25 protein-coding genes are annotated in these 24,987 nt (G+C 51.0%); 13 read left to right on the forward strand and 12 right to left on the reverse strand.

Annotated features, from left to right (window positions below):
• Nucleotides 1-3 precede the first annotated feature (3 nt).
• Together flgM and ACYZZ0_RS14995 are read left to right on the forward strand one after the other, a co-directional pair.
• Nucleotides 4-294 carry a flagellar biosynthesis anti-sigma factor FlgM gene (gene flgM / locus ACYZZ0_RS14990; protein WP_461537453.1) on the forward strand — a complete coding sequence of 97 codons (291 nt, stop codon included), beginning with the start codon at nucleotides 4-6 and terminating at the stop codon, nucleotides 292-294.
• Between the two features lie 17 nt (nucleotides 295-311).
• Nucleotides 312-776, forward strand: a complete 465-nt coding sequence (locus ACYZZ0_RS14995; RefSeq protein ID WP_461537454.1) for a flagellar protein FlgN — start codon at nucleotides 312-314, stop codon at nucleotides 774-776.
• On the opposite strand, the gene ACYZZ0_RS15000 is transcribed toward ACYZZ0_RS14995, so the two are convergent.
• The 10 genes from ACYZZ0_RS15000 to ACYZZ0_RS15045 all read right to left on the reverse strand — a co-directional run bounded on the left by ACYZZ0_RS15000 (nucleotide 731) and on the right by ACYZZ0_RS15045 (nucleotide 11,426).
• On the reverse strand, nucleotides 731-1,192 hold the full coding sequence (locus ACYZZ0_RS15000; protein WP_461537455.1) for a flagellar FliJ family protein: 462 nt from the start codon (nucleotides 1,190-1,192) through the stop codon (nucleotides 731-733). The genes ACYZZ0_RS14995 and ACYZZ0_RS15000 overlap by 46 nt on opposite strands.
• A gap of 94 nt (nucleotides 1,193-1,286) precedes the next feature.
• Nucleotides 1,287-2,588 carry a flagellar protein export ATPase FliI gene (gene fliI, locus ACYZZ0_RS15005; RefSeq protein ID WP_461537674.1) on the reverse strand — a complete coding sequence of 434 codons (1,302 nt, stop codon included), beginning with the start codon at nucleotides 2,586-2,588 and terminating at the stop codon, nucleotides 1,287-1,289.
• A gap of 32 nt (nucleotides 2,589-2,620) precedes the next feature.
• Nucleotides 2,621-3,607, reverse strand: coding sequence for a plasmid segregation protein ParM domain-containing protein (gene parM, locus ACYZZ0_RS15010; RefSeq protein WP_461537456.1), 987 nt, complete (start codon nucleotides 3,605-3,607; stop codon nucleotides 2,621-2,623).
• A gap of 119 nt (nucleotides 3,608-3,726) precedes the next feature.
• The gene (locus ACYZZ0_RS15015) at nucleotides 3,727-5,028 is read right to left on the reverse strand and encodes a FliH/SctL family protein (RefSeq protein ID WP_461537457.1); all 1,302 of its coding nucleotides are present in this window, start codon (nucleotides 5,026-5,028) and stop codon (nucleotides 3,727-3,729) included.
• 7 nt (nucleotides 5,029-5,035) lie between these two features.
• Nucleotides 5,036-6,064 carry a flagellar motor switch protein FliG gene (locus tag ACYZZ0_RS15020; RefSeq protein WP_461537458.1) on the reverse strand — a complete coding sequence of 343 codons (1,029 nt, stop codon included), beginning with the start codon at nucleotides 6,062-6,064 and terminating at the stop codon, nucleotides 5,036-5,038.
• Nucleotides 6,061-7,713 carry a flagellar basal-body MS-ring/collar protein FliF gene (fliF, locus tag ACYZZ0_RS15025; protein ID WP_461537459.1) on the reverse strand — a complete coding sequence of 551 codons (1,653 nt, stop codon included), beginning with the start codon at nucleotides 7,711-7,713 and terminating at the stop codon, nucleotides 6,061-6,063. Before fliF ends, ACYZZ0_RS15020 begins: the two co-directional genes overlap by 4 nt.
• A gap of 6 nt (nucleotides 7,714-7,719) precedes the next feature.
• A complete protein-coding gene (gene fliE, locus ACYZZ0_RS15030) occupies nucleotides 7,720-8,052 on the reverse strand; it encodes a flagellar hook-basal body complex protein FliE (protein WP_461537460.1) in 333 nt (110 codons plus the stop codon).
• Between the two features lie 87 nt (nucleotides 8,053-8,139).
• Complete coding sequence (locus tag ACYZZ0_RS15035; RefSeq protein WP_461537461.1) at nucleotides 8,140-9,582, reverse strand: sigma-54-dependent transcriptional regulator; 1,443 nt, start codon at nucleotides 9,580-9,582, stop codon at nucleotides 8,140-8,142.
• Nucleotide 9,583: 1 nt separating this feature from the next.
• Nucleotides 9,584-10,588 carry a histidine kinase dimerization/phospho-acceptor domain-containing protein gene (locus tag ACYZZ0_RS15040; RefSeq protein ID WP_461537462.1) on the reverse strand — a complete coding sequence of 335 codons (1,005 nt, stop codon included), beginning with the start codon at nucleotides 10,586-10,588 and terminating at the stop codon, nucleotides 9,584-9,586.
• Nucleotides 10,581-11,426, reverse strand: a complete 846-nt coding sequence (locus ACYZZ0_RS15045; RefSeq protein ID WP_461537463.1) for a MotY family protein — start codon at nucleotides 11,424-11,426, stop codon at nucleotides 10,581-10,583. Before ACYZZ0_RS15045 ends, ACYZZ0_RS15040 begins: the two co-directional genes overlap by 8 nt.
• A gap of 437 nt (nucleotides 11,427-11,863) precedes the next feature.
• Here ACYZZ0_RS15045 and ACYZZ0_RS15050 point away from each other — a divergent pair, with 437 nt between their 5' ends.
• The 8 genes from ACYZZ0_RS15050 (at nucleotide 11,864) to flhA (ending at nucleotide 18,780) form a co-directional block, all read left to right on the forward strand.
• Nucleotides 11,864-12,808, forward strand: a complete 945-nt coding sequence (locus ACYZZ0_RS15050; RefSeq protein ID WP_461537464.1) for a FliM/FliN family flagellar motor switch protein — start codon at nucleotides 11,864-11,866, stop codon at nucleotides 12,806-12,808.
• Between the two features lie 110 nt (nucleotides 12,809-12,918).
• Nucleotides 12,919-13,227, forward strand: coding sequence for a flagellar motor switch protein FliN (gene fliN, locus ACYZZ0_RS15055; protein WP_461537465.1), 309 nt, complete (start codon nucleotides 12,919-12,921; stop codon nucleotides 13,225-13,227).
• Nucleotide 13,228: 1 nt separating this feature from the next.
• A complete protein-coding gene (fliO, locus tag ACYZZ0_RS15060; RefSeq protein WP_461537466.1) occupies nucleotides 13,229-13,627 on the forward strand; it encodes a flagellar biosynthetic protein FliO in 399 nt (132 codons plus the stop codon).
• Between the two features lie 5 nt (nucleotides 13,628-13,632).
• Nucleotides 13,633-14,388 (forward strand): flagellar type III secretion system pore protein FliP, encoded by a 756-nt coding sequence (gene fliP / locus ACYZZ0_RS15065; protein ID WP_461537467.1) that lies wholly within the window; start codon nucleotides 13,633-13,635, stop codon nucleotides 14,386-14,388.
• A gap of 9 nt (nucleotides 14,389-14,397) precedes the next feature.
• Entirely contained in the window at nucleotides 14,398-14,667 is a 270-nt protein-coding gene (gene fliQ / locus ACYZZ0_RS15070) for a flagellar biosynthesis protein FliQ (RefSeq protein WP_461537468.1), read from the forward strand.
• 12 nt (nucleotides 14,668-14,679) lie between these two features.
• A complete protein-coding gene (gene fliR / locus ACYZZ0_RS15075) occupies nucleotides 14,680-15,450 on the forward strand; it encodes a flagellar biosynthetic protein FliR (protein ID WP_461537469.1) in 771 nt (256 codons plus the stop codon).
• A 9-nt stretch (nucleotides 15,451-15,459) separates the two neighbouring features.
• Entirely contained in the window at nucleotides 15,460-16,596 is a 1,137-nt protein-coding gene (gene flhB / locus ACYZZ0_RS15080) for a flagellar biosynthesis protein FlhB (protein ID WP_461537470.1), read from the forward strand.
• A gap of 78 nt (nucleotides 16,597-16,674) precedes the next feature.
• A complete protein-coding gene (gene flhA, locus ACYZZ0_RS15085; protein WP_461537471.1) occupies nucleotides 16,675-18,780 on the forward strand; it encodes a flagellar biosynthesis protein FlhA in 2,106 nt (701 codons plus the stop codon).
• Between the two features lie 41 nt (nucleotides 18,781-18,821).
• On the opposite strand, the gene cls is transcribed toward flhA, so the two are convergent.
• Entirely contained in the window at nucleotides 18,822-20,285 is a 1,464-nt protein-coding gene (gene cls, locus ACYZZ0_RS15090; RefSeq protein WP_461537472.1) for a cardiolipin synthase, read from the reverse strand.
• 166 nt (nucleotides 20,286-20,451) lie between these two features.
• On the opposite strand from cls, the gene moeA reads away from it, so the two are divergent.
• The 3 genes from moeA (at nucleotide 20,452) to ACYZZ0_RS15105 (ending at nucleotide 23,627) form a co-directional block, all read left to right on the forward strand.
• Nucleotides 20,452-21,708 carry a molybdopterin molybdotransferase MoeA gene (moeA, locus tag ACYZZ0_RS15095; RefSeq protein ID WP_461537473.1) on the forward strand — a complete coding sequence of 419 codons (1,257 nt, stop codon included), beginning with the start codon at nucleotides 20,452-20,454 and terminating at the stop codon, nucleotides 21,706-21,708.
• 194 nt (nucleotides 21,709-21,902) lie between these two features.
• The gene (locus ACYZZ0_RS15100) at nucleotides 21,903-22,919 is read left to right on the forward strand and encodes an ABC transporter ATP-binding protein (protein ID WP_461537474.1); all 1,017 of its coding nucleotides are present in this window, start codon (nucleotides 21,903-21,905) and stop codon (nucleotides 22,917-22,919) included.
• Nucleotides 22,920-23,000: 81 nt separating this feature from the next.
• Nucleotides 23,001-23,627, forward strand: coding sequence for a hypothetical protein (locus ACYZZ0_RS15105; protein WP_461537475.1), 627 nt, complete (start codon nucleotides 23,001-23,003; stop codon nucleotides 23,625-23,627).
• Nucleotides 23,628-23,664: 37 nt separating this feature from the next.
• Here the strand turns inward: ACYZZ0_RS15105 and ACYZZ0_RS15110 are convergent, their stop codons facing one another.
• Nucleotides 23,665-24,777, reverse strand: a complete 1,113-nt coding sequence (locus ACYZZ0_RS15110) for an LNS2 domain-containing protein (RefSeq protein ID WP_461537476.1) — start codon at nucleotides 24,775-24,777, stop codon at nucleotides 23,665-23,667.
• Nucleotides 24,778-24,987: the final 210 nt, after the last annotated feature.

Below are 24,987 nucleotides of genomic sequence, written 5' to 3' on the forward strand. Positions count from 1 at the left end.
AATATGGACAGCAGTCGAATTTCAGGTTCTCCGCAACCGGGCATTTTCAGCACTGGCAAGAAAACAACCCGAAAGCAGCACTCCAAGACAGGTGTGGAAGGTGATGCTGTCAACCTGAGCGAGGACATGCAGTCACTGCAACAGGCTTCTGCTGCGGCTCACAATGCACCGGAAATAGACGAGGCTAAAGTAGCCGAGATTCGCAGTGCTATTGCCCGCGGAGAGCTGCAAATCAACGCCGAACGGCTGGCACAGAAAATGCTTGATCTGGAGGAATCCCTGTTCGGGAAATAACTTCAGGAAACACAATCATGAGACTGTTCATTGAATCACTTGATCAGGACATCAGGCAGTTTCGTACTCTGACCCAGCACCTCGAAGCCCAGCAAAGAGCTATCCTTGACCGGGACACAAAGGCAATGGATCAACTCAATCCCCGTATTGAAACCCTGGCTTCAGATCTTGCTGCCAGCGCTTATCGCCGTAGTGTCCTGCTAAAAAAACATCACATGCCACTCAGCAGGGAAGGCATCAGCCAACTGTTTTCCAAGGCACGTCCGCAGCTACAACATAAAGTGCTGCAATGCTGGGATGAACTGACACTGATACATGAACAGTGCCGGGCAATTAATGAACGTAATGGTCGACTGTTGTCACTGCAACAGCAAACCATTAACAAGATACTGAATGGCGGGCAGACCCAAATGTCTGCCGGATATACTGCTGACGGTCACGACATGTCAGATAATTCTTCGCTGTCTCTGGCCCGCGCCTGAAACATTAGCTGAGCCATCTCATCACCCTGTCGCTGCTCTCTTCTGAGGGCAGCGACCTGTAGTAAATGAAGTCTTTTTTCTACCAGCCCATCTGACTGTTTGGCCTCACGCTGACAGCGAATCATCTGTTGCTGCTTGGCCTGATGATTATGCTCATGATGCTGAACTTGCTGCTGCTGCCAGTGGATTACCTGATCCATCTGACTGGCAAACATGTTAGCTGTTTGCAGGGACAAGCCATTAACCAGAGTGCCGGTTCTCGGCGTACAACTCGCGCGAAACTGCTGCAGTTGCTCCATTCGCTGCTGCTCTTCGGTAAGTTGCCGGGCAGCCTGCCCTTCTTCTACACGGGCATCATCGAATCGATCCTGACGGGTTTTCTGCCATAGTCTCAGTGCTGCAAGCTGCCTGCTCATGCGGTACTCCTAAAGCTCTATTGATAGAGCCAAACATCCATTGCTCCGCGGAGTTTAGGCAGCCAGTTACTACACCATTATGATCCAGAACAGGTTATGACCAGATTGCTCTCAACTGATCATAACTTTGCTGCCACTCCGAGCGTTCATGCATGCCCTGTTGCAACAACTGTTCCATTGCTGGTTTCATTCGTATGGCTTCATCAAGTGTCGGGTCACTACCCTTGCGGTAAGCTCCCAGTGCCAGCAGATCGCGATTGCTCTGGTATAGCGCCCAACTACGTCGGAACCGCTGCGCCATCGACAAATGATTGGAGTCCACCACCTGAGGCATAACCCGGCTGATGGAAGCTTCAATATCAATCGCAGGATAATGACCGGATTCAGCCAGAGAACGATTCAAAACAAAGTGACCATCAAGAATCGCACGTGAAGCGTCTGCTATCGGATCCTGCTGATCATCACCTTCAGACAATACTGTATAGAAAGCGGTTATCGACCCGGAGCCTGAGCTGCCATTACCAGCACGCTCTACCAACTGAGGAATCAAACTAAAGACAGAGGGTGGATACCCTTTGGTGGCAGGAGGCTCACCGACAGAAAGAGCAATTTCCCGCTGAGCCTGGGCATAGCGAGTCAGGGAATCCATCAATAACAGGACATTTTCACCCCGGTCACGAAAGTATTCGGCAATACGGTGACACAGCATGGATGCACGCAGTCGCATAACAGGAGATTCATCAGCCGGGGCAGCAATGACAACTGAACGCTGCATACCTTCTTCACCCAGAGAGTGATCAATAAATTCCCGGACTTCTCGACCACGCTCACCAACCAACCCTACAACTACAACTGTTGCACTGGTGTAACGAGTCATCATTCCAAGCAAGACACTCTTACCCACACCACTACCGGCAAACAGCCCCAATCGCTGTCCTTTACCCACACTCAACAATGAATTGATGGCCCGAATACCGGTATCCAGAGACTCTACAACCGGCTGCCGGTTCATGGGGTTGATCGTTTCGCCATGGAGGGAAATACGTTCACTGCAATTTAATACACCCTTGCCATCAAGGGGTTTGCCAGCACCGTCAATAACCCGTCCCAGCAGGCCGTCACCGACAGAAATCAGGCAGTCTTCCGCCAGCGGAATAACCCGGTCACCAGGAGCCAATCCTGTAGCCCGCTCCAGCGGCATCAGAAAAACCTTGCCACGGTCGAAGCCGACAACCTCTGCTTCCAGCTGTTGCCTGCCCCGGGTTTCAATCAAACAACGCTGACCTGTTTGCAACTTACAACCGGTTGCTTCCAGCTTGAGACCAACCACTCGCTGCAAGCGACCACTGGCAAAAGCTTTGGGCTGGCGCCTGATGGTTTGCAGGGCATGCTGCATCCCTGCAGTAAAAACACTGCCCTGCGGTTTCATTACATATTGCTCTTGATCGTTTCGAGCTTGTAGATGCCACGGGAAATGGCCATATCAGGCTGTTCCGGAATCAGCGCTTCAACACCCATGGCTTCTGCCAGATCCTGTCCCATCAATGCCGCACCGCCACCAACAATCAGTACCCGATCAAGCAGGGTCGGGGTAGAAACCATGGCTTCCAGTTCACGCAGAATGGTCTGCATGACATTGCGGGTAGCCTTTTCGATCAGGTTTTTGACTTCAATATTTTTCAGTTTGCCGGTTTTCAGCGCTTCTTCCGCCATCGCCCGAGGAATACGCTTCAGTCCAAACTCCGGAGCAGCCAGCTCTGAGAAGCGTTCAGCCACCATCAGTACGCCAGTCTGGAAACTGTCGTAGGATTCGATAGTACCGTTCGGAGTCACGACTGATACGTCGGTTGTCGTACCACCGATATCAACCACCAGAATCTTCATGGCATCTTCAAATCCCGGCTTCAGCTCACCGGAATCATCACGGATGGTATCGAACAGTGCCGGAATACCTTCCGGGTAAACCTTGCAATCGATGATCTCTGCCAGAGAGTGACCCGCGGCAGATTTGATGCCACCCAGAACATTGCGCTTTTTACTGGAAATCAGTTTCTGGTTAATCGGAGAGCCTTTAACCCGGGAAAAGAACTGACTCATCGGCAGAGTGACAGCGACCCGCACAGAATGGCCACCAAAACCACTCTGTCTCAGTGTCTCATGAACCAGCGCCCGATTTGCTTCAGAAATTTGGTAGGAGGGGATATTGGTGCGAATGATGTCATCGAAGTCACCATTGACCGTATATTCACCACCCTCTTCGGTGAAGTAGGCAGACTCGGCATAACCGTTAATGTCGACCTTGGCCTGCTCAGCGATTCGGGAAGGAACCACTCTGGTCACTATATTGCCTTCAGCCGACTTGAACGTTGCCTTGGACTGGGCAGAGCCCTCATCAATTACGACCAGCGTGGCCATTCAATACTCCTTGAACAATACTTTTTATGCGGAAACTAGAGCTATGCAGAAACAAGTGTTATGGAGAAACAAAAGTTATCGACGTATTTGCTATTTCCACATTTAATAATCTTTGCAGGCTATTGCCCCAGCGAACCCCAGGCACCGAGACTTGCCGAAGCACCGGAAGATTTTGTCTCATCCGGTGAAGCATCAGCACTCTGGTCAGAGCTGTTGGTTTCTGCTGGCGTTGCCGTCTGCTGATTACCGGAAGCAGGCGACACTCCATTACTTTCCGGAATTTGATTTCCCTGTTTTTCAGGCAAAGAGGAATGATCAGGATTCTGTGCAGGCTCGACTTTTTGTTCAGGCTCAGCTTTTTGTTCAGGTTCTGGCAGAGCAGGAGGTTCAAAGTCTGACGGGTAATCAGCCAGGAAGTTATCCACCGGGTCTTCCTGCTGCTCATCATTTTCAGCCATAAAACTGGCCCTTACTGCAGCAAGCGCACTTTCCAGACGGCGCTCCTGAGTAGAGTCAACAATGACATCGTCAGAGTAAATACGGCACCCGCCTTTGGTAATGGATGGATCAGGAACCAACTCCCAGTTTGCCTGTTCTTTCTGCTCCAGGCTTTTAACTTCAGCATGGTCACCGGGATTCAATTCAATCCGGATCTTGCCGGCGGTATCGACCATCTGCTCCAGACCTGCCAGTACTGCACGGCTGATAGCACCTCGGGCCTGTACACGCTCAACCAGCACCACCTGACGCACAATACTCTCGATCAGCTGAACCATGGATTCCATCTGGGATGGAAGCAGTGCGGAGGCCCACGGTTCGGCATGCTCCAGTACAGACTCCAGAATTTGCTGCTGCCCCTGCAGCTGCTTTACACCTTCCTGAAACCCTGTTTCATAACCTTCTTTGCGACCCGCATCCAGACCTTCCTGATGTCCCTGCTGCAATCCCTGCTCTACAGCTTCCTGCTGTATCTGCTGCTGCGCTGCCTGCAAGCCAGCCTGATAGCCACTATCGTACGCTTGCTGCTGTATAACCTCAGGAGCCTGCTCTTCATTCGAAAGGCCATCACCCGATAACACAGCATCAAGCCCGGCCATATCATCCAGGCCATCCAGATCGCCCAGATCCAGATCATCCAGCCCCAGGCTATCCTGCTCATCCAGAGCTACCTGATTAGTCTCACCGGCGAATAAATCTGCCTCATTGAAGTCTGCGTCTGCATCATTTTCCAGCAAACTTCTATCAGCAACAGGTTCAGAGAGAGACTTTACCGGAAGACGCTCTTGGGACGGGCGCCACCAGGCCTGACCCTGACCTGTTTTGTCCCGTGGCACACTCGGAAAAGCAAAAGGCCTTGCATCTGTCTCGAGTAACGATTTGGATGACTGCCGGGATAACAAGGCGGCTTTTGGCTTTGACATACAGATATCAGCTCACTGTCGCTTCATTACCCAGAGACAGCTCAATCAGCTCTTCTTCTTCCAGGTTACGGGCAACAGCAATCATTTCATCTCTGGCCTTGCGTACCTGACTGATACGAACGGTACCCAGCGACTGCATTTCATCACGCAGGAAACTGGCAGCACGACGACTCATACATTCGAATACAGCCTCTAGACGCATAGTCGGCAGACCCTTGAGTGCCATAGCCAGAACATCGGTTTCCATGCTTTCGATAATAACCCGCAGATGTTGAGGGTTAAGCTGCAACAGATGGTCAATATTCAGACGCTGAGACACGATGCTCTCAGCCAGATCAGAGTCAAACTCTTCAATACGCTGCAACAGACTGCTGCTGACTTCAGCATCCAGATAGTTGAGCATTTCAGCCATACGACCAATGCCGTTAACGCTCTGACCACCGGCAACACCCATATCATGCCGGTCAAGCAACTCGCTGATGGTGTCCAGTGATGCAGCAGGGATTTCCTTTAACTGGGACAATTTCAGTGCCACTTCTTTCTGACGGGAAGGTGCCAGCATTTTGATCACAATGGCACTGAACTCAGGTTCCATGGATGCCAGCACCACAGCTTGTAGCTGAGGATTTTCATCCCGGATCATACTGGCAACAGACTCGGGCTCAAGCCACATCAGGCGTTCCTGTACCGGAGATGAACGTCCGGAAAGCACTCCACGGGCACGTTCGTCACCCAGCGCCTGATGCAGAATATCAGCAACAAAACTGTCCGGCATCAACACCGGAGACTCTTCAAGGCTGGTCATCAGGCGTTTCAGGACATGACGCAACATACCGCGATTCACGGTTTTGCTGGTATTCATGTTGTTGGTCAGCGGAACAATCTTGCCGGTCGGCAGATGACTGATCACTCTTGAAGCAGCATCTTCACCCAGCGCGATCAGAACCGCTGCGGCCTGCTCCAGACCGGTACCGTAGGAAGCATTATTTTCTGCAGACCCGGCACTATTTCCAGCTTCTTTCTGGGGCATACTCATCGGTTATCACCCTCAATCCACTGCTGCAGGATATGAGCAACCTGATCCGGATTTTCTCTGGCCAGACGACGTACGTCATCCAGCACACGATCGGTCAGGTTAGGCTCCTGCAACTGATCTTCCTTGGCAAATGGATCCTCGCCCGGAATAGCAACCGGGTCGGGCATATTGCGTTTCTTGCGACGACGGGAAAGCATCCAGATTATGGCAATCAACAGCAGTACCGGCACCCCTGCTGCAGCAGCAAGATAAGGCGTTGGCAGAGCCAGAACCTTGGCCATCATACTACCTTCAGGTGCTACCTCAGCTGCGACCACATCAGCGATTGTTTCTTCGGCAGAATCTGCTGTTTGTCTGACCACAAATGGCAGACTGCCAATATTGACCTGATCACCACGATCCTGCTTAAGCCCCACGGCACTGCCGATGAGACGGCTCATCTCATTGCGGACATTCTCATCCCAGCCCTGCAGCGGATCTGTTGCTGCCAGACTGTTTAGCACAACCGCTACAGAAACCTGCTTGATTTGAGGCCCCCGCTGCTGAATACGACTGACAGTCCGTCCTACCTCATAATTTCTGACAGTACTGCTGCTATTCTGCTCGCTGCCTTTACCCTGTGAAGCCGTTGCACGACGATTGCTTTCAACACCGGGAACACCCTGAGCCGGCTCACTGGAACTTGAATCAGACGACACACTCTCACTGCGAATAACAGTAGTGCCGGGGTTATAACCTTCAGCGGTGCTTTCGGACACACTGAAATCAACATCAACATTCACCTGCACCCTCAGGTTCTCACTGCCGACAATCGCTTCCAGCAGGCTGTTAATGTTGTTGATATAACGGGTTTCCAGCTGCTTGACATAAGTTGTCTGCCACTGGGTCATATCCATGGTGTCACTGAGACCGGAACTCAGCAGGTTGCCGCTCTGGTCCAGCACCGAAATATCTTCTTCTTTCAGGCCCGGCACACTGCCTGCAATCAGTCGGGCTATTGCCCGGACCTGTCGAGCATCCAGCCGAGTACCCGGGTAAAGATCGATATAAACGGAAGCAGAAGGGGACTGGCGTTCACGCAGGAAGGCTGTGCGCTCGGGAATGGCAAGATGGACCCGTGCGTTACGCACCGGACGCAGGCTGATGATAGTACGGCTCAGTTCACCTTCAAGCCCTTGTAAGTAACGGGCTCGTTCAACAAACTGACTGCGACCGAAGCTGCCTTCGGTTTCGAGTATATCCATACCCGGTGGCTGTTCCGGAACCTGACCGGCAACCGCCAGCTGCATCCGGGCAGCACTCAGACGCTCTGAAGGTACCATCACCTGACCGCTCTCGGGATGAATCCGGTAAGCAATCTGGTTTCCTTCCAGCACTTCTATCACAGCCGCCGTATTATACAGCTCCTGCCTGCCATAAAGGGCCTGCCATGCCCCCTGATCACGCCAGAGCCAGGTAACAACAACGGCAGTGAAGACCAGTCCGGCAAGGACGGTATAAACGACGGACCATGGAATATTTCTGGCTGCTACAAAAGAGCCAAATGAACTTTTTTCCAGACTTTCCCGGGTTTTTGAAAGCAGGGACAAGGGTTTACCCACCCCAGAGTTTCCGGGAGCCTCTCCGGCAGGTACTGCTGACGAAGACATGAACTATCAAACCGGCATGTTGTAAACAGTTTCATAGGCAGAAACCACCCGGTTTCGTACCTGCACCAGTCCCTGGAAAGCGATACTGGCTTTTTGTCCTGAAACCATGGTTTCAATCAGGTCGATGGACTCACCTGTTTCGTAGGCTGTTTGTTTGGTAGTGGCATCCTGCTGCAACTCATTTACTTTTTCGACAGCACTGCGCAACACATCACCAAAGGATGTTGACTGACCACCCTGAGCCTGAAGCTCATCTTCACGCCCGGCAATTTTCGGCATGGCAGATGACAGCGAACTACCAGACAGTATCTGCGTATTCAAACCGAACTGATCAATCATCAAGAAAATCCCAACTTCTCTATCATGAAAAAACTTTCATCGCGGGGAGGAGGATGAAAGTTTTGCTCAAAGCTGTGCAGGACAGCTTTATGCAGCCTGACAAGCATTATGAGCTGCCAGCGCCTCCAGAAAACTATCCGTATCCACACCGTAATCACGCATCCGCGCCAGTTTGTAGCGCAGCATACGTGGCGTAATTTCTAGTACCTGAGCTGCCCGGCCACGATGGCCGCCACACTGCCTCAGGGTTTCCAGCACCAGTCTCCACTCTGCCTTGCGGCGTTCGCCTCCCGGAAGCGCATCCAGGTCCGGCAGCGGGGGTGCATCGGCTGCCGCAGCGGCTTTTTCTGCCGGTTTTTCAACTGTGTCTGTGGTCTCAGTTGATACTTCGGGCTCAATAGCACTTTGCTTCAGCAGCAAGTCTTCAGGGCTGATTTCAGTGCCGGTACACAGCACACAGGCACGCTGCACCACATTTTCCAGCTCACGGACATTGCCTCGCCATGGGTCTGCCTCAAGCATGGATGCTGTTTCATCACTGAAATAAAGCCCGTGTCGTCCACTACGGGAGGAATGTTTCTCAAGCAAGTAGCGTGCCAGCGGCATAATGTCTTCACGTCGCTCACGCAGTGGTGGAAGGTGCAGCGGGATCACATTCAGGCGGTAGTAAAGGTCTGCCCGGAAAGCACCCTTGCGGACCAGTGATTCCAGGTTCTGGTTGGTTGCCGCCACAATGCGAACATCAACCGTCAATGGCCGTGTACTGCCAAGCCGGTCAACCTCATTCTCCTGCAGCACACGTAACAGTTTGGCCTGCTGCTCCAGTGGCATTTCTCCTACTTCATCAAGAAACAGGGTACCGCTGTCAGCCTGCTCGAATTTACCTGCATGGCGGGTTGTTGCGCCGGTAAAAGCACCCTTTTCATGACCAAAGAGAATGGATTCCAGCATACTTTCGGGTATCGCTGCACAGTTCACCGCGACAAATGGCGCCTTCTGACGCTTGGACTCAGCATGAATATAGCGGGCAGCAACTTCCTTTCCTACACCACTTTCTCCGGTCAGCAAGACGGTGATATCACTCTTTGCCACTCGCCGGCCAATTCTGAGCACTTCACGAATAGCAGGAGATTCCGCAATCATCCCGCCTTCCATATCCGGCCTGCGCGGCATGATTTCACTGAGTTTTTCCAGCAGATGACGAGGCGCAAAAGGCTTGGACATGTAATCCATCGCCCCTGCCTTCATGACATCAACGGCCTGCTCCGCATCGGCATAGCCGGACATAATCAGAACCGGCAACTGTGGATGTTCAGCCTTGAGTCTCCCCAGCAGCCTTACACCATCCATTCCCGGCAAATTAACATCGGCAACAACCGCATCAAAACCACTCTGGGCTGCCTTTACCAGCGCATCTTCAGCACTGGGCACATGCATTGCTTTATAACCCGCACGGATCAGCGCTTCACGCAGAGCGTCCCCCAGCTCAAAGTCATCCTCAACAATCAGTATCCGTCCCGCGGCAGCCATCTCAATGACACCTCACTTCTTGGGAGTTATCAGATTGACGCCCACCACCAAGAGGAAGCACCAGACAGGCACGTGCACCGGCTTCCGGTCGGGCAGATAGTTCGAGATACCCCAGGTGCGAATGCGCTACCGCTTCCACCAGAGGCAGACCCGGGGTTTCTGCTGTCTGCCGTCCCTGTACTCCGGTGCCCGCGGATACCGGTACAACGCCGGCACCATCATCAATCACACAGATCACCAGATTACCCGCTTTGTGATGAAAATCGATCAGAATTCTGCGTGCACCTGATTCACAGGCTGTAGCAATAAGGTTGTGTACTGCTGAGCGCAACGAAACCAGATTACACTTGAGACTCAGCGCAGCCACGCTTGGCTCGCAGGACCAGAGAAATGAAATATCTTTCCATTCCCGGTTTTGTCTTACTTCGTTTTGGCAGGTTTCCTGCAACGCTCCGACATCGGTAAAGTCATGCAGCAACTGACCGCCCCTGGCCAGAAGCAACAGGTCATTGACCTTACTTTCAATTCTCGACAGCTGACCTTCAAGCCGGGTTGCCGCCTGACGACTTCCGGAAGATTCCTGTAACCGGTCAGCCAGCAGCATTGCCGTGGTCAGCGGAGTACGCAGTTCATGTACCAGTCCGGATGCAATCTGTCTGAAGTTACGGTTTTCCATTTCATCAACGGATTCCCGCTTCCTTGCACTGCCGATAGTCTGCTCTGCAATGACAAGCAAACTGCCCGAACCATCAGGCAGCGGGCAGGCATCAAACTTGAACATATGGCCGGCCTGAAGTATCGAACCGGAACCACTGGGAGCACCCGCAGGCAGTACCGAACGAACAGCACGCTCCCAGTTCTGCCCAAGAATGCAGGAATCAAACATACTTCTGGCAGTAGGGTTGGCTTCAGTCACCACCCCGTGATTATCCAGCACAATCAGGCCAACGGGCACAGAGGAAAAAATCGCCGGATGAACCCATGACTCCAGGTTCAACTCATTCATAGCTGCTCTTACTCTTGCTCAACACGATCTCAACCCGCCTGTTCAAGCGACGTTCTGCAACAGTACGCCCTTTGGTCAGCGGGTATCGAAGGCCATGGTGACGCATGGCAGCCAGCATTTCCCTGGAGACACCCTGCCCCAGTAGGTAGTCACGAACACTTGCAGCTCGCTGGCGGGACAGTTCCAGATTTTCCAGCGAGTTACCTGTACGGTCGGTATGGCCATCGATCTGAAACGAAACTACAGTAGAATCGCTAAGCAAATAGCGAGCCAGATCATCTAAAACAACCATACTTTCATCATTCAGGCGAGTAGTGCCTGAATCAAAGTAAACGACGGTCTTTCTTTTGTTATCAAATGTATCTGTAGGCAGCCGATTACGGCAATCATTGAAAGAAGACAACAGGTCTCTCATACCGACAGATGACAGGCTGACCTCCCACTCCGGAGCATCCTGTAAAGTCAGTTGCAGCAACCCCCAGCCACCGGCGGTCATATGCCCTAAAAGGCTTGCTGCTTCACGATGAAACACGGCTTCGACAACACCATCGTTTGTCGTCAGTGTTTCCAGCAGTAATTTGTTTTCAGCCTTCCAGGGTGCTGATTTTTGATACAGCCGTGCCTGATCCAGAATACGATTACGCCACGGGGAACTGAGATGTAATTCCAGCGGCTTACCTGCCGTTGCAACAAAAGCAACCTTCTCGGTTTCGCCCATATCCTGCTTTAGCTGGCATTGATAAGTTCCAGTTTCAACTTGCCACGGCTGGGGCTCGGCGATACCCGCCAGAACAACTGTTGGCAGCATTAGCGCCATAAAAAAACCAGCTACTCTCATGAAGCAACCCATATTCTTAGTTATTTAAACAGCCATGAGCGGAGACAAAAGCCATGAGCGGAGAATGGCGCTCATCTCAACACAGGAAAACTGCAGAATTTCCACGAAAAAGACCAGCTATTACAACCACAGCAGACCCCGCCGGCAAGTAGGTAGTGTTACAGATTCTTTTAGACGACGGAGGCATTATGATAACCTGTTAACCTTTACAATCAACAGATTTCATTTACACAACACCATGAAAAAGGAACGCAACTTGCTTGCTTCCTCGCAGTAAAGATTGCATTTTCATGGTATTAACCCCTTGGCAGAAGTGCTGAATTCTCAATCAAGAGAATGGCAAACCCGGTCATTGTCCGGTCACTGAAAAGGGCACCTGCAGTCGAAACCATCCTTTTTAAACCAGATGATGCATTTTTGGGGTTCTGTAATACACTATGGCAACGGAATATCAAAGCTCCGCTGACTCCAGCTCCGAGTCTTCGACCTCCAGCGAATACGCCAAAGACGACGTCAAACCGTTTAACCTGCTTGCAAGCAACCGGTTATACCGGATTGGTCCTGCCCTGGACGCTTTCGGAGCCAGCTGTATCATTCTGGTTGAAGACCGGTTAAGTCAATACCTGAGTTCTGATGTCTCTGCAGAACATACTCTCCAAATCAATGAAAGAGAGATTGTTTCTGCACTGGATCCGCATGAAACCACCCGGCTTGGATTTTCCATTTCCGGAACCAGCCGTCTACTCGGCACGATTTCTCTGGATAACACGCTGGCCCGGGGTCTGCTGGATATTGCCTGTGGCGGGGAAGGGGAAATGTATCCGGATGGTGGCCCGCTGACCGTTGCAGAACATGCCATGGCTGTTCGACTCGCCCGCTGGTGTGTGGAGAGCTTTGACAGCAATCTGAAGCGCACTACTCATGACAGCAGTACGTCACTGGTGTTGAATTTTCATGAGCGTGGCCAGAGTTCAACCATCAAACTGCCTGATACCCAGGAACGGGCAACCATTGATATCAGAATCACAACCGGTAATGTTGACGGCCTAATGTCAGTGGCCATGCCAGCTGACTTTATTTTCGAACGCTGGCACCTCATGGACAACAGCCAGCATCACCCGGTTTCAAGAGAACACCTGAAGCGAGCGCTAAGGAGTGTTCCTATCCCTATCAGGGCAACATTGACCAGACGTCAGATAGCACTTCGTGAAGTATTAACCCTGACTCCGGGTACCATGCTTCCTCTTTCCCGACCGGATATTGCTGATGTTCACACCCGTGACTGCAGCCTGTTTCAGGCACAGGTTATCAACCATGATGATAATCGTGCGATAAGAGTAATGTCAGGAAACAGTGCTTCATCGCCAGAACCAGCGGCATAAATTTTGCTTGAAGCAGTCATTCAGAACCTGCTTCAATCCCGTTCAGCGATTCAGACAATTTGTTGTAATTAAAACTGTTGCTTATTTAAAACGATTACTTATTTAGAACTATGGACACCCAAACCCCCAATCCGGATAACGCCCAGGACAAAGCTATGGAAAATGATATCGATATGGTGATGGATATCCCCGTCACTTTGTCGCTGGAAGTAGGCAGTGCTGAAATCAGCATTGACCAGCTGTTATCCATGGGTGACGGAGCCATTGTAGAGCTCGACCGTCAGGCCGGAGAACCGCTGGATGTAAAGGTTAACGGAATGCTGGTTGGTCATGCTGAAGTTGTCGAAGTCAAAGGCAAATACGGCATTCGCCTGATAGAAGTCGTGACCCAGCAGGAACGCCTGCAGCAACTGGCCTGATATGGAACCTGCTTTTTCTGCTGCCAGCCTGGCTCTAAAAACCGGCGGAATGCTGGTCGTTGTTATTGCCCTGATCCTGGTACTGGCCTGGTTATCCCGGAGAGCCAACATTCCCGGTATGAATAATACCCGACGGATGAAAGTGATCGACACCCTGATGCTGGGCAGAAATGAACGTATCTGCCTTATTCAGGTAGGAGACAGTTATCAGTTGATAGGTATTGCAGCAGGAAGAATTACACCGCTGGCACAACTCGACAAGCTGCCGGAACCTGTGGATAGCAGTACCGAGGCTCCGTTCTCAAAAATACTGGAGCAGATCAGCAGTTCAGGCCTTATCAAGAAAAAAGTATCAGCTTCCTCTGATTTGCAGGATAGCCCTGCTACAAGTATCCGTTAGTATTCATGCGCACTGTGTCACTGCTAAAAAAAACCGGTATCAGCCTGATACTGATGCTGCTGCCTGTAGCTGCCTGGGCTGTTGATATCCCGCTGTTCAGTGTTGCTGACGCAGGAGAAGCCCAGGAGTACAGCACGTCGTTGCAGATTATTCTGCTGCTGTCCGCCCTCTCCTTTTTACCGGCTCTGTTGCTAGCCTGTACCGGATTTGCCCGAATCATCGTGGTATTGTCTTTGCTACGGCAGGCTATGGGTCTGCAGCAAACACCACCCAATCCGGTACTGGTCGGGTTGGCTTTGTTCCTGACCTTCTATGTAATGTCTCCGGTCTGGACCACTATTTATGATCAGGCCATAACCCCCTGGGCAGAAGAACAGATTACGTTTCAGGAAGCCGCAGAACGCGCGTCAAAACCGGTAAAGGCGTTTATGCTGCGCCAAACCCGGGAGCAGGATCTGGTCAGGCTATACGACGCCGCATCAATGACACCTGCAGCTGAACTTGAAGACACGCCTTTTGCCGTATTGGTACCGGCCTTTTTAATCAGCGAGCTGAAAACAGCATTTCAGATCGGCTTCATGATATTCATCCCCTTTCTGGTCATAGACCTTGTAGTTGCCAGTATTCTGATGGCCATGGGTATGATGATGCTGTCGCCTTTGGTCATATCATTGCCCTTCAAGCTGATGTTGTTTGTGCTGGTTGATGGTTGGGGTATGACAATCGGCACGCTGGCAGCCAGTTTCAATACATTCCAGTAGGGCAGCGCCATGTCTCCTGAAGTTGTTGTTGACCTGTTTCGGCAAGCCCAATACCTGATTGTTGTTATTGTGGTTGCCATTATTGGACCCGGCCTCATTGTCGGGCTGGTCGTTGCCATTTTTCAGGCTGCAACCCAGATTAACGAACAGACACTCAGCTTCCTGCCCAGACTGATAGCCACCCTGCTGACCATGAGTTTTGCAGGACACTGGATTCTGCAGGAACTGATGGATCTGACCACCGATATATTCACCCGCATACCGATACTGATCGGTTGATCCCTGACTCTCATGTTTACTTCAGCTGAAATAACGGCATGGGTGGGACAACTGATCTGGCCCGCCTGTCGTATTGGTGCTGCGCTCTGGCTGATGCCACTGTTTGGCAATGGCAGCCTGCCACGACATATACGACTGGTATTGACTGTCTCGCTGGCCTGGCTGGCAACCGACATTGTAGATACAAGTCCGGCTGTTGAGCCGTTCTCAGCTGCCGGGTTACTGGTGTGTTTCAATCAGGCGCTGATTGGTCTGGCTTTCGGCTTTATTCTGCAACTGTGGCTGGCGGTGTTTGCCTTTGCCGGACAGTTCATGTCGATGCAGATGGGTCTTGCCATGGCGGTTATGAATGACCCCTCAAGTGGCGCCAGCACCCCGATTCTGGGTAAATGGTTGCAGACCTTTGCCATTCTGATATTTCTGTCATTGAACGGCCATCTGATCGCAGTCGACATCCTGCTCGAAAGTTTTCGCACCATTCCCCTTCAGGGGGGTGCCCTGATCAATGTTCAACTCAAGGATATGGCCATGCAGGGAGCCTGGCTGTTCAGTGCCGGACTGATTATGGCGCTGCCGGTAGTTATCAGCATGTTGCTGGTCAACCTGGCCTTCGGTGTGATGAACCGGGCCTCGCCCCAGTTCAATATTATCGCTCTGGGCTTCCCCATGACCCTGATGTTCGGAATGATCACCCTGCTGCTGACGTTCAGTTCGCTGCCGGATCTTATTATCAACTTTACTGACCATGCCCTGCTGATGATGCAGGACTTGAGTTACGGGTAACCGGAGCTTATGGCAGAGTCGGACGGTCAGGAAAAAACCGAAGAGCCCACCCAGCGAAAACTTGAAAAAAGCCGGGAAAAGGGCCAGGTCGCACGCTCCAAGGAATCAGCCAGTGCTGTACTGCTACTAACCAGCAGCGCATTGTTCATTTTGTTTGGAGGCAAACTGGCAGAAGCCTGTATTGCCATGCTCCGCTTTAATCTCTCGCTGACCCGTGAGCAGGTATTTGACCAAAAGCTGATGCTAAACCATTTGTCAGCAACAGCCATTGAGCTGGTACAGACGCTGCTTCCTATTCTGGCCATTCTGGCACTTTCAGCCATTATCGCGCAGTTGGTACCGGGAGGATGGTTGTTCAGTGCCCAGTCACTGGCTCCCCAGCTAAAGCGAATGAGTCCCACCCAGTGGTTTAGTAAGGTTTTTTCCGTCCGGGGGTTGGTAGAACTGCTGAAGTCGTTACTCAAAGTCACTCTGGTTATGGGCTGCCTCGGGATACTGCTGTACCTGTACTATCCACGACTGCTTTCACTGGGCAGTATTCCCCTGCCGAGTTCTATCTTTTTGGGGGTTGAAGTATTGGCTGTTGCCCTGCTGGCATATGGCCTCGTTCTTGGTCTGATTGCAGCTGTAGATATTCCATTCCAGTTCTGGGATCACCGCAAGCAGCTGATGATGACCAAGCAGGAGGTCAAGGAAGAACACAAAAACATGGAAGGCAAGCCTGAGGTCAAGAGCAAAATCCGGCAGCTGCAGCATGAGATGGCGAATCGCCGCATGATGCAGGAGGTACCCCAGGCTGATGTGGTTATTACCAACCCGACTCACTACTCCGTTGCCGTAAAATACGACGAAAGTCGTGCCTCAGCACCTTTTGTGGTCGCTAAAGGTGTAGATGACATTGCTCTCAAAATTCGTGAAGTCGCACGGGTTCATGAAGTTACGATCATGGAAGCACCGGTGCTGGCACGGGCAATCTATCACTCAACCCGGCTTGAGCAGGAAATTCCGGCTGACTTGTATATGGCTGTGGCCCAACTACTGGCCTATGTCCACCAGCTTGAAGCATATTACCAGGGCAAGGTAGAAGAAGAACCGGCCAGACCGGAATTCGACGTACCCTCCCACCATATTAAACCGGCAGGCTAATTGCATCATTCAGCGATTCCGCCTCAATAAAAGACAACGATTTTCTTATGACCCAGACCAGGTTTCCCGGGGAGACGAATGAAGGCTAATTCGTTACAGCAGATACTTCCCGCTACCCGTGCCAACGCCGCCACCCCGGTAATGTTGCTGGCACTGCTCGGCATGATTGTATTGCAGCTGCCACCGCTGCTGCTGGATATCCTGTTTACGTTTAACATCGCAGTTTCACTGATCGTGTTGCTGGTTGCGATTTATACCTTGCGCCCACTGGAGTTCAGGGTTTTCCCCACCATTCTTCTGGTCGCAACCCTGACCCGGCTGGCTCTGAATGTTGCCTCGACCCGAGTTGTTCTGCTGCAGGGTCATGAAGGGGGAGCTGCAGCCGGTAAGGTTATTGAGGCTTTCGGTAATGTGGTAATTGGTGGCAACTATGTCGTTGGTATTGTCGTCTTCGCCATTCTGGTACTGATCAACTTCGTCGTTATTACCAAAGGTGGTGGTCGTATATCCGAGGTTACCGCCCGCTTTACCCTGGATGCTATGCCAGGTAAACAGATGGCCATCGACGCTGATCTGAATGCCGGACTGATTGATCAGGAACAGGCACGCACCCGCCGGGAAGAAGTACGACAGGAAGCTGACTTCTATGGTGCGATGGACGGTGCCAGTAAGTTTGTTCGAGGCGATGCCGTAGCAGGTCTGTTGATCCTTGCGATCAACCTGATCGGCGGCACCATTATCGGTGCTACCCAGCATGGTCTGAGCATTGGTCAGGCTTTTGAAACCTACTCCCTGCTTACGATTGGTGATGGTCTGGTTGCCCAGATCCCGTCACTGCTGCTCTCTACAACTGCCGCCATCATGGTAACCCGGGTTTCTGATTCCCAAGCCATGGGGGAGCAGGTTGCCAACCAGATGATGTCCTCCCGGGCACTGGCTGTTACTTCCGGGGTTCTGATTGTTATGGGCCTTGTGCCCGGCATGCCTCATCTGGCATTCCTCAGCCTGGGTTCTCTGGTTGGGTACATTGCATGGACTGTTGCCAAGCGTGAGCAAAAGCCTGAAACCAAAACCACTAAAGACAAAACCTCGGAAGCAGGTCAGGCAGAGCAAACAGCACTTAAAAAGAAAGAGCTCAGCTGGGAAGATATTCCGGTTGTGGACAGTCTCGGGCTGGAGCTCGGTTATCGACTGGTTAGCCTCGTTAACCAGGAACGGGGTGGTGATCTGCTGGAGCGTATCAAAGGGGTGCGGAAAAATCTTTCCACCCGTCTCGGCTTCCTGTTACCAACCGTACACGTCCGGGATAACCTGAAGCTGGATGCTGTCGCCTACCGGGTGAACCTGATGGGCATTGCCATCAGTGAAGGCGAGATTTATCCCGAAAAACTACTGGCTCTTAATCCTGGTCAGGTGTTTGGCAAACTTGAAGGTGTACAGGGTACTGACCCCGCCTATGGGCTCCCTGCTACCTGGATCACTCAAGATACACGTGATCATGCTGTTGCCCTGGGTTATACCGTTGTTGACCCGGCCACCGTTATTGCTACTCATATTGGCAAGATCATGGAAGAGCATGCCCATGAGCTAATCGGCTATGAAGAAACCCGACAGATCGTGGATCAGCTTGCCCGACTCTCTCCCAAAATGGCTGATGAACTGGTACCAGGAAAACTATCTGTTACCGCACTGCAAGGCGTATTCCAGCAATTGTTGCTTGATGGTGTGCCACTGACTGATGTTCGCACCATTGCCGGAACCCTGATGGATGCCACCAGCCGTCATACCAACCCGGTATTGCTGGCACAGGATGTTCGGGTCGCACTGCGACGGACCATTATCGATAATCTGGTTGGTATGATGACCCAGATTCCGGTGATTACCCTGTCCCAGAACCTCGAGCAACTATTGCTGCAGGCATGGGAAAAAGCTCAACAGACAGGCCAGTTTGCACCTGATGCCGTACCCCTCGAACCGAATGTCACCCAGCAGCTTCAGCACAGTATGCCGGATGCTACCCAGCAAATGTTGAACAGTGGCAAGCAGGCCATCCTGCTGGTTGCACCTCAGCTTCGTCCGTTGCTGGCTCGATTTGCACGTCTATGTTCACCAGAAATGGCTGTACTGTCATACACCGAAATACCGGACAATCGACAGGTAAATGTCGAAATGAATCTGGGATAAAAAAACGGGGCTAATAAGCCCCGTTTTTTTTACGCAATGGTTTACAAAAGAGGAGCCAGTAGCTGCGCGGTATTCTCCCCCAGTTTTTTCATAAAAGGACGACTGGGCCAGGATTCCGGGCAAACTGCTACCGATTGTTCCAGATAGCTCTCGAGTAATGTTGCCATACGTTGACCAAAGGACTCATCGTACACAATTAGGGTTACTTCAAAGTTCAGCCAGACACTGCGCATATCCAGGTTTACTGTTCCAAACAGCACAGTTTCCCGATCGACCAATACGCACTTGGTATGCAGAAGCCCACCTCTGAAGTGCATAATTTCAACACCGGCCTCCAGCAAATCTTCGTAATAGGAGCGGCTGGCATAATGTACAAGTCTTGAGTCGTTCTTTTCCGGAACAATCAGTTGAACCTTGACGCCTCTCAGTGCTGCAGAACGCAATGCCGACATCAGTGCTTCATCCGGCACAAAATAGGGTGTGGAGATCACCAGCTCATCCTGACTCTCATAGGCTGCAGCCACCAACACCTGATGCAGCAGTTCCCTGTCGACTCCCGGACCAGACGGCAAAACATGGATACTCGCCAGATGACTATCGTCTTCTGTTACCGGCTGATAGTGATAATCCTGTTTGAATACATTGAGGCCTGCACCGGTTTCCATTTCCCAGTCCCACATAACGATACTGCCCAGCACGTGTGCTGACGGCCCCTCTATCCGCACCATGGCATCAATCCAGCTGCCAACACCAATGTTCTGTTTGAACAGTCTGGGATCAATCAGGTTATAGCTGCCGGTCCATGCAATAGCATCATCAATAACAGCTATCTTGCGGTGGTTTCTCAAATCCATTCTTTCCACCAGCATTCGCAGGGGACCTACTGGCAGGGATTCTTCAATTTGTACGCCGGCCTGACGCAAATTTTTGGCATAGTCACTGTTAAGAAATGCCCGGCTGCCTACGCCATCCAGTAAGACCAGACACTGAATCCCGCGGAGTGCTGCGGCATGCAAGGCGGTAGTGACATCATCAATCCGGCCTCCCTGCTCCAGAATATAAAACTCCAGACAGACCGATTTTTCCGCATGCTGAATGTCCTTCAACAGTGCATCAATAATGCTGTCGCAATCCTGAAATAAATGCAGCTGGTTTCCGGGCAACGCCGGTATACTCATTGAACGCTCAGCCAGATTATAAATCCGGTTATGTCGACGTGATGGACATGAGTTCAACCCGCACACCGCTTCCTGCATATGTTGCTGCCACTCTTCATAAGTGGGAGCCAGTGCATGAGCCCGGTGCAGTCTTTTGGTTCCCAGCCTGCGGGTTCCCAGAATCAGATAGGCAGCCATACCTGCCACAGGTACAGCAAACAGCAGAAACAGCCATGCCAGTGTTGAACCCACCGGGCGCCGCTTCATGATAAGCATCAGTGCAAACGCAATGATCATGCAGAAGTAGCCTGCCCCCAGCAGCAGGCGCCACCACGACGTCAGATCCATTATGTCCTCATTTGAGCGCAGAAAAAGCAGGCCGGAAAACCGGCACGATTTCTGTATCAGCAGATGTATCGCAGTGTATCAGCCACATTGAATATTGACGATAAAGTAGCGTCTTCACTAAGCTGCCTGCTCTATGCTCCCCTGGTCACCAGAAATGGAACAGCCAATGACAACGGATACTTCTTCAGATTGCTGCAGCCAGCCCGGCCTGCAACCTCTCTCCTCTGCCCAGAAAAAGATGCGGGATGCCCTCGCTGAAACACCCGCCCTGCTCACTACCGAGCAGGTACCTGTAGCCTCTGCCTGCGGCAGAGTGCTGGCCAACGATATTATCTCTCCCATGGCTGTTCCGCCGCATGACAACTCTGCAATGGATGGTTATGCCCTGCGTGCTGCAGATCTTGCGGATAATGATACGCTGCCCATTGCCGGTGAGTGTCTGGCTGGTCACCCGTTTCTGCAACCGGTTCCGGAAGGGCACTGTCTGCGGATTATGACCGGTGCTCCGGTACCTGCCGACCTGGACACTGTAGTCATGCAGGAACAGACCCAAAAAACCGATGACGGCATTCGTTTCTGCAAAAAACCTCGCGAAGGTGCCAATGTGCGTCGAGCCGGTGAAGACATTATGCCGGACAGTCTGGTGTTGCCTGCCGGTAGAAACCTCCGCCCCCAGGATTTGGGTCTGCTGGCTTCGCTTGGCATTGCTGAAGTTACCGTGCAACGTCCGTTAAAGGTTGCCATCTTCTCTACCGGTGACGAACTGAAGTTGCCAGGCCAAAAGCTTGAGGCCGGAGAAATCTACGACAGCAACCGCTTCCTGGTTCAGGCCATGCTGGAGCAAATGGGAATCGAAGTCGTGAACCTGGGATGCATTGCCGATGATCCGGAACTGCTGCGCAAGGCTTTCCTTGATGCAGATGAGCAGGCTGATGCCGTGATCACATCCGGCGGCGTTTCTGTCGGCGATGCGGACTACACCAAGGATATTCTGGAGCAGGAAGGTTCCATCGGTTTCTGGAAGCTGGCGATCAAGCCCGGCAAACCGTTCGCCTTCGGCCGACTGAAAAGCAGCTGGTTCTTTGGCCTCCCTGGTAACCCGGTGTCCGCCACCGTTACTTTGCACCAGCTGGTTGTTCCTGCACTGAAACAGCTGGCAGGTGAAACAGAAGTTAAACCGGTTCGCTACCCCGCTATTTGCCAGACCCCGCTGAAAAAAGGTCCCGGACGCATGGAGTTCCAGCGCGGTATTGTCAGCAGAGATGAGGCGGGTCAACTTCAGGTTGTCACCACCGGAAGCCAGGGCTCCGGCATCCTTCGCTCCATGAGCCAGGCTAACTGCTACATTGTGCTGGAGCAGGAACAGGGTAGTGTTGAAGCGGGCAATGAAGTACTGGTTCAGCCTTTCGACGCTCTGCTGTAGTTTTCTCTCTGGAATCTGATTTCAGCTTCAGATTTCCAAGCTGTTTAAATACAGTCCGTCTATGCTTGCTCCAGACCTTGCTCGTCAGGGACTGGAGCAAAGTCTGCAACAAGGAAAACTCAGGGAAGAAGTTTTCAAGAAAATAAATAGCCGTACTCTTTTCCACACACGTTTTCACACACCGGAGCTTACCGATGTCATTCGTCTGCATTAGCGATTTTTGCAAGCGCTTTGCGACTCATACGGTCTTCGAAAACATCAGTTGTGAAATCAAACAAGGCGAGTTTATTACCCTGCTTGGTCCCAGCGGCTGTGGCAAATCGACACTGTTGCGCTGCATCGCGGGGCTTACTACTGTCGATCACGGAACCCTGACCGTTAACGGCGAAGATATTACCAACCAGATTGCCCGTCTTCGCGGCATTGCCATGGTTTTCCAGAGTTATGCGCTTTTTCCCAATATGTCCGTTTATGACAACGTGGCTTTTGGGCTGAAGATGCAGAAGATACCCAAGGCCCAGCGAGAGCCAAGGGTAAGAGAAATATTGGAAATGGTTGAACTGGAAAGCTACCACAATCGCTATCCCCAGCAGCTTTCCGGTGGACAGTGCCAGCGTGTGGCTTTGGCTCGCTCTCTGGTTGTCCGGCCCCGAATTCTATTGCTGGACGAACCGCTCTCCGCACTAGATGCCCGAATCAGAAAAAATCTCAGAGACCAGATTCGCAGGATTCAGCAGGAACTCAAACTGACAACTATTTTTGTGACCCATGATCAGGAAGAAGCCCTGACACTATCCGACCGTATCCTGCTGATGAATGATGGCCAGATTGTACAGACGGGAACAGCTGAGGAGATTTATACCGAGCCAGCCAGTGCTTTTGTCGCAGGATTTATTGGCAACTACAACCTGCTTGACCGGCAACAGGCCCGGCAGGTTCTTGGACTGGATATTTCCCATCAGCTCGCCATCCGGCCAGAGTCTATTTACGTCAGGGAGAGTGGCCGTGACTACGGTGGCAAAGATCTGATACCTGCCTCAGGTATTGTCACGGGGCACAATCTGCTGGGAAATGTTATTCGGTATCATCTCGATATTACCGGTGTTCCTGTGATTGTGGATTTACTAAACCGTTCATCTGAACGGCTATTCACCCGGGGAAGCGAGCTTGATTTACTCTTCAACAGGGATGAAATTCGGGAAGTGAGCTAGTGACTGCTCACCATTAGACATCCGGCCAGCCGCTCATGGCTATACTGATATAACAGTTGAGAACAAACTTTCGGAGCCACTATGACAAGGATGTCAGGTTTTATCAGTGTTCTCTTGCTGTTATTCAGTTTTCAGGCATCCGCCCGACTGGTAACAGAAGAGTGCAAAATTCCTGCAGGTGTATATAAATCTACAAATACCCTGACCGGACATGAAATTGAATTTATTACCGACGGGCGTCACGGCGTATTTCAGTTACAGCACTCCGGGACAGAAAAAACCGTTTTTTTTGTAATGTCACGCCCCAAACCACCTCATTTGCGCCCTCATCAAGCTGAAGGTGAGGCACCCTCTCAGGTTACTGACGCCTCTTCAGGAGATATACAGGCTCAGAGAAGAGGACGAGGAAAGCATGGTCACCACCGTCCGGGACACAGACCTCCTCATCATCCTCCCGGCCCTCCGCCGCATCACAGACCTCACCCTCCGGGCGGACCGGGACATCACATGCCTCCACCACCGCCAATTGCCTGCAAGGGAACTCATCTGAATGTTGAGTGGACCATAAACCAAAGTATTCCTGCCGGAATCAGTGGCGGATTTGCCGGTATCTATGACCCTGCAGACAAAACCATACAGGGCGTGGGTGAGCTGAAGATTGAAGGTGCTTCCGGGAAGGGGCCAACTGTTTTGGAAGCTATAAGATAGAATGCAAAGAGCCAGCCAGACAATAACGCTGGCTCTATCAAATACTCATTTCAGATTCAGCTTGTATTACTGATTTAATCTCATCCCAACCCCATGTCTCTTCCGGTTGCTTCAGATTAATCGTTCTTTTAAGGCCGGGGGGTTGATGACCTTGCTGCTTTAAAACGAACTCTGTTACATCAGCTGTTTTATCTACAAAATAGCTATACTTATGCTGTAGTTGAAAAATAACCTTCACTTTAGCCTGTTTGTACTGTTCATTATCACTTTCCTTATCACCAAACCCAACGGACAGCTCACCATAATTACTGAGCCAAGCCAGTGTTGTCACTTTATGAAGCGATGGTGTCTGTGGCCTGCTACCGCTACTCGTATCCAGGACATTATTAAGATCAAGAAATATCAAACCTTCCGGAAAACCATTCTTTCTTAGCTGCCAGCGAGTCAGGCTGTACAGCATATAGTCCCGGCGCGACAAATAAACAATGGTATACCCTTCATCATACAAGCACCTTGCAACATGTTTCATAAAACCATTTGCAGGAGCTTGCTGACAGTTCAAAATCATATTATTGATGTCACACTTTGCAGTAAAAACAGCAGTATCATCTATATCCAATACAGCAAATTTTAATGGCTTTATATCAGGGGAACCTGATGGAGGATCAGGCAGAACATAAACGTAGCTATAACTATATACATCGTCTGTTATTGGAAGGGCTATAACATTAATACCAGTCAAAAAGCCGCCAATGGAAATTGGATATACTCCATTGGCATTACAAGAATCGAAATGCCTTGTATCATGCCCATAATTACCTGAAAAAAGGATCCTTAAATCACCAGAAAAAGAAGCACGTGCCTTCTTTATTAAAATTTCCTGATAACATCCAAAGACATAAGTTTGATTCCCATAAAGTGGCGAAGAATTAAGTTGAAGCGGACCTTCTACTTGACTTAGCCAGACGATAGTGTCGGACACACCATTTAAACTTTTTTGAAAATAGCCTACTGCATCACTCTTAGACAAGTCATGAATCCATTGTCCATGACAACCAAACATACTCAACGGCTGCGGCATATGGTCAAACTCACCACCGACCAACATTCCAGCATAAACCATTATTCCAAGGCATATAGCTGCCCTCATTATTACCTCTTGCATTCATTCTTTTTTATATAAATATTTCTTATAGACCAATAAAGGCATACCAAGCGCTCAATCTGACGAAATACTTAAAAACAAATAAACACTGCTTTTAAAACAGTTAAAAATTTGTATTAAGCAAAGAGGATTCAATTTCTTTTCTTTATAAACTCAACCTAGTGAAACGAAGAAAAATTAATTATCGAAAGATTG

It is taken from the genome of Spongorhabdus nitratireducens (assembly GCA_947387575.1).
Lineage (GTDB): Bacteria > Pseudomonadota > Gammaproteobacteria > Pseudomonadales > Endozoicomonadaceae > CANDOC01.

Excerpts from the sequence above, each read along its gene's own strand:
- cls (WP_461537472.1), bottom strand. The coding sequence starts at position 20,285 with ATGGATCTGACGTCGTGGTGGCGCCTGCTGCTGGGGGCAGGCTACTTC.
- moeA (WP_461537473.1), top strand. The coding sequence starts at position 20,452 with ATGACAACGGATACTTCTTCAGATTGCTGCAGCCAGCCCGGCCTGCAA.
- ACYZZ0_RS15000 (WP_461537455.1), bottom strand. The coding sequence starts at position 1,192 with ATGAGCAGGCAGCTTGCAGCACTGAGACTATGGCAGAAAACCCGTCAG.
- ACYZZ0_RS15040 (WP_461537462.1), bottom strand. The coding sequence starts at position 10,588 with ATGAATGAGTTGAACCTGGAGTCATGGGTTCATCCGGCGATTTTTTCC.
- ACYZZ0_RS15105 (WP_461537475.1), top strand. The coding sequence starts at position 23,001 with ATGACAAGGATGTCAGGTTTTATCAGTGTTCTCTTGCTGTTATTCAGT.
- fliR (WP_461537469.1), top strand. The coding sequence starts at position 14,680 with ATGTTTACTTCAGCTGAAATAACGGCATGGGTGGGACAACTGATCTGG.
- ACYZZ0_RS15035 (WP_461537461.1), bottom strand. The coding sequence starts at position 9,582 with ATGGCTGCCGCGGGACGGATACTGATTGTTGAGGATGACTTTGAGCTG.
- ACYZZ0_RS15015 (WP_461537457.1), bottom strand. The coding sequence starts at position 5,028 with ATGTCAAAGCCAAAAGCCGCCTTGTTATCCCGGCAGTCATCCAAATCG.
- flgM (WP_461537453.1), top strand. The coding sequence starts at position 4 with ATGGACAGCAGTCGAATTTCAGGTTCTCCGCAACCGGGCATTTTCAGC.
- flhA (WP_461537471.1), top strand. The coding sequence starts at position 16,675 with ATGAAGGCTAATTCGTTACAGCAGATACTTCCCGCTACCCGTGCCAAC.
- fliO (WP_461537466.1), top strand. The coding sequence starts at position 13,229 with ATGGAACCTGCTTTTTCTGCTGCCAGCCTGGCTCTAAAAACCGGCGGA.
- ACYZZ0_RS15045 (WP_461537463.1), bottom strand. The coding sequence starts at position 11,426 with ATGAGAGTAGCTGGTTTTTTTATGGCGCTAATGCTGCCAACAGTTGTT.
- fliN (WP_461537465.1), top strand. The coding sequence starts at position 12,919 with ATGGACACCCAAACCCCCAATCCGGATAACGCCCAGGACAAAGCTATG.
- ACYZZ0_RS15110 (WP_461537476.1), bottom strand. The coding sequence starts at position 24,777 with ATGAGGGCAGCTATATGCCTTGGAATAATGGTTTATGCTGGAATGTTG.
- fliQ (WP_461537468.1), top strand. The coding sequence starts at position 14,398 with ATGTCTCCTGAAGTTGTTGTTGACCTGTTTCGGCAAGCCCAATACCTG.
- ACYZZ0_RS15050 (WP_461537464.1), top strand. The coding sequence starts at position 11,864 with ATGGCAACGGAATATCAAAGCTCCGCTGACTCCAGCTCCGAGTCTTCG.
- parM (WP_461537456.1), bottom strand. The coding sequence starts at position 3,607 with ATGGCCACGCTGGTCGTAATTGATGAGGGCTCTGCCCAGTCCAAGGCA.
- fliP (WP_461537467.1), top strand. The coding sequence starts at position 13,633 with ATGCGCACTGTGTCACTGCTAAAAAAAACCGGTATCAGCCTGATACTG.
- ACYZZ0_RS15020 (WP_461537458.1), bottom strand. The coding sequence starts at position 6,064 with ATGAGTATGCCCCAGAAAGAAGCTGGAAATAGTGCCGGGTCTGCAGAA.
- ACYZZ0_RS15100 (WP_461537474.1), top strand. The coding sequence starts at position 21,903 with ATGTCATTCGTCTGCATTAGCGATTTTTGCAAGCGCTTTGCGACTCAT.
- ACYZZ0_RS14995 (WP_461537454.1), top strand. The coding sequence starts at position 312 with ATGAGACTGTTCATTGAATCACTTGATCAGGACATCAGGCAGTTTCGT.
- fliI (WP_461537674.1), bottom strand. The coding sequence starts at position 2,588 with ATGCAGCATGCCCTGCAAACCATCAGGCGCCAGCCCAAAGCTTTTGCC.
- fliF (WP_461537459.1), bottom strand. The coding sequence starts at position 7,713 with ATGTCTTCGTCAGCAGTACCTGCCGGAGAGGCTCCCGGAAACTCTGGG.
- flhB (WP_461537470.1), top strand. The coding sequence starts at position 15,460 with ATGGCAGAGTCGGACGGTCAGGAAAAAACCGAAGAGCCCACCCAGCGA.
- fliE (WP_461537460.1), bottom strand. The coding sequence starts at position 8,052 with ATGATTGATCAGTTCGGTTTGAATACGCAGATACTGTCTGGTAGTTCG.